This is a genomic window from Serratia sp. CoH_122_TC_1 (assembly GCF_058191755.1).
On record NZ_JBXWLA010000054.1, the window covers coordinates 1 to 849 of the forward strand.

Here is an 849-nt window from a genome sequence, read left to right on the forward strand (position 1 = left end):
TGAACCAATGGCGGGTATCCGTCGGGAGGTAGGCATGAAAATTATTGCACAAGAAAATAGCACAGAAATCTGGGCCAGAGATGTGGGTCAAGGGACTGGTATGGCAAGTACAGACTATGTAAAGAGCGGCAAACAAACAGAAATCATCGCCGCTCTTGAGTGCGCCTTGGAGCAGGCACGGTTTGAAGCTCTATGTCGAGATGATGCTAATGCTGTATCGCTCGCCCCCACCACCTGGTGACTGAATCACAACGTACCAGATCCCTGAGTGAGGAACTTGGATATCCGCCGGAGAGCGTTTACATAAGCCGCCTACATACTCAGCTCGCCGACCATTGCGATAGTTATTGAAGTTTGATTCAGTCATCAGTAACACGTTTAACTGATGTGAGCATGTAGCCCTGACGATATCACCAGCGCTGAGATTATATTTTTCGTATTTGAAACCCATAAATGTTCCTTCTGTTTATTCCCAAAATGAATAGAGCATTTATGCGGAGAAATTTCCTGAACATAGGTCAAGTAATCAGCCTAAACCTTGAGCTACAAGAAGAGAGAGAACCATGAGCAAAATCGTACTTACCCTGGAGCAGATTAAAGAGCTGGCGCGCTTTGCAGTAGAGGACGACCAGCCGTCCTACACCATTACCAACGGTACTATTCCAGCGTTTGAGGCTGAGAATGGCGATACGGTGCCTGAGTACAGTGGCTTGATCGCTTATTCCGAATCGGAAGATCAGGGCGTTCTGCAACTGGCATGACGGCATTACAGATGGTATTCGCTGAGTACCATCGATAATGCACAATAACCAAAGCCATCACCCTGCACCTACCGCGCACCCAGCGCAT

Annotated in this window: 3 protein-coding genes; 2 read left to right on the forward strand and 1 reads right to left on the reverse strand. The window is 47.8% G+C overall.

The genetic code is table 11. From position 1 onward, the window contains the following. The coding region (locus AC2FC2_RS26900) for a hypothetical protein (protein WP_490660201.1) at window positions 1-241 on the forward strand (241 nt) is incomplete at its 5' end. Here the strand turns inward: AC2FC2_RS26900 and AC2FC2_RS26905 are convergent. After that, a complete protein-coding gene (locus AC2FC2_RS26905) occupies window positions 191-451 on the reverse strand; it encodes a DUF1883 domain-containing protein (protein ID WP_261452620.1) in 261 nt (86 codons plus the stop codon). The genes AC2FC2_RS26900 and AC2FC2_RS26905 overlap by 51 nt on opposite strands. 112 nt (window positions 452-563) lie before the next feature. Between AC2FC2_RS26905 and AC2FC2_RS26910 the strand changes: the two genes are divergently transcribed. Beyond that, entirely contained in the window at window positions 564-761 is a 198-nt protein-coding gene (locus AC2FC2_RS26910) for a hypothetical protein (protein WP_490660202.1), read from the forward strand. Window positions 762-849: the final 88 nt, after the last annotated feature.

Bases quoted from the DNA above. Each gene is read 5' to 3' on its own strand.
- AC2FC2_RS26910 (WP_490660202.1), top strand. From the start codon at position 564: ATGAGCAAAATCGTACTTACCCTGGAGCAGATTAAAGAGCTGGCGCGC.
- AC2FC2_RS26905 (WP_261452620.1), bottom strand. From the start codon at position 451: ATGGGTTTCAAATACGAAAAATATAATCTCAGCGCTGGTGATATCGTC.